Here is a 1,364-nt window from a genome sequence, read left to right as displayed (position 1 = left end):
TGCGCCGGGCGATCACCCGGGACGCGGGCGCGGCCGGCATCCAGGTTCACATTCCGGCCATCGATCTTTGCGGCGACAACGCCGCCATGGTGGCCGTCGTGGGCTATCACCGCCTGGCGGCGGGAGAGCACTCCGGCATGGATGACGATGTTTACTCACGCATAAAATTCAGACCGGCGTGAAAACGGATTTTTAAAAAAAGGTTCAGGCGCTCCGGGACTCCAGCGCCAACATGCGCCGCTTCAGGTCGGTATCGCCGGCGGAACCGCCAAATCCGCCGATGGTGCCGTCGCTCTTGATCACGCGATGGCAGGGAATAAAGACCGGATAACGATTGTTGGCCATGCAGGTCCCCACGAAGCGAGCCGCCCGAGGAAAACCGGCCATCATGGCCACCTGGCCGTAGGCCGCCGTCCGACCGTAGGGGATGGTCGTCACGGCGCGGTAAACGGCCTGTTGTGAGGGGGTGAACACCGAGAGATCCATCACCGGCCACGGGATATCGATGCGTTGGCCGTCAAAGTAGCGCACCAGGCTGGCACCGACGGCCAGTGCCTGGGAATCGGCATTGTCCATCGCGGCGAACTGCTCATCCAGGGGCTGACAGAGCGCATCCAGGTCTGTCCGCGGCAGATGGACCGCCAGCAGCCGGAACGGCTGGGCGCCAAAGACCACCGCGGCATAGCCAAAAGCAGTCTCGACGATATGGTAGCGCTTCAAACGGGGCCTCTAAAAAGAAACCCCCGGCGGATGAATCCGACGGGGGTGGATCATCTTGTTGATCGCCGCAAAGAATTAGGTCTCTTCGACGGTGATGGCGTCCTGCTCGCACACTTCCACGCAGCTTTCGCAGCCGAGGCACTCTTCTGCGTTCACCGGAACGGATTTTTCATCCTGCATTTCAAATACTTCCACAGGACAAACATCGACGCACTCTTCGCAGCCTACACATTTTGACTCGTCAACGGTCGGGGTAAAAGCCATGTTACAAGCCTCCTTTCAATTAGGTTCAATTCGTGTTGATCCAATTATCAACAGCTGTTCTCGTATAATGGAAAAGGGCTTATACTAAATAAAACAGCCCGTCAAGCGTTGAAAATCTTTTTTTCCACCGGCCCTGAAATCGCCGCCGATGGCACGCCAGTTGGGCATTTCGGCTGATTTCAGGTCAGTTCTGCACCAGCAAAATCAGGGTGTGACGGATCGGCTGCGCCGCCTTCTTTTTCTCCACCCCGGGGATGCCCAAAGGCGCCATGGCACGAATGACGTCCGTCGGATCGCGATCCATGGCTGCCAGCAGCGTGACGGTGACGCCCGTTCCGCCGGCAGCCGCTTCGGCCAGCGCGGTAAAGGGAGCCAGGTCG

Annotated in this window: 3 protein-coding genes and 1 pseudogene; 1 reads left to right on the top strand and 3 read right to left on the bottom strand. The window is 59.0% G+C overall.

The window, feature by feature from the left end; translation table 11 throughout:
- A pseudogene (locus JCM12296_RS40835) lies at positions 1–182 on the top strand (tRNA (adenosine(37)-N6)-threonylcarbamoyltransferase complex transferase subunit TsaD); the annotation flags it as partial.
- A 22-nt stretch (positions 183–204) separates the two neighbouring features.
- Here the strand turns inward: JCM12296_RS40835 and JCM12296_RS34885 are convergent.
- From JCM12296_RS34885 to JCM12296_RS40830, 3 genes are all read right to left on the bottom strand, one after another.
- Positions 205–720, bottom strand: coding sequence for a methylated-DNA--[protein]-cysteine S-methyltransferase (locus JCM12296_RS34885; protein ID WP_054702790.1), 516 nt, complete (start codon positions 718–720; stop codon positions 205–207).
- A 75-nt stretch (positions 721–795) separates the two neighbouring features.
- A complete protein-coding gene (locus JCM12296_RS34880; RefSeq protein WP_054702787.1) occupies positions 796–984 on the bottom strand; it encodes a ferredoxin in 189 nt (62 codons plus the stop codon).
- Between the two features lie 184 nt (positions 985–1,168).
- A partial coding sequence (locus tag JCM12296_RS40830; protein WP_172684274.1) for a hypothetical protein occupies positions 1,169–1,364 on the bottom strand: 196 nt, incomplete at its 5' end.

Origin of the sequence: Desulfosarcina cetonica JCM 12296, assembly GCF_001311845.1 — a bacterium.
Taxonomy (GTDB): domain Bacteria; phylum Desulfobacterota; class Desulfobacteria; order Desulfobacterales; family Desulfosarcinaceae; genus Desulfosarcina; species Desulfosarcina cetonica.
This window is presented reverse-complemented; position numbering and strand designations above follow the sequence as displayed.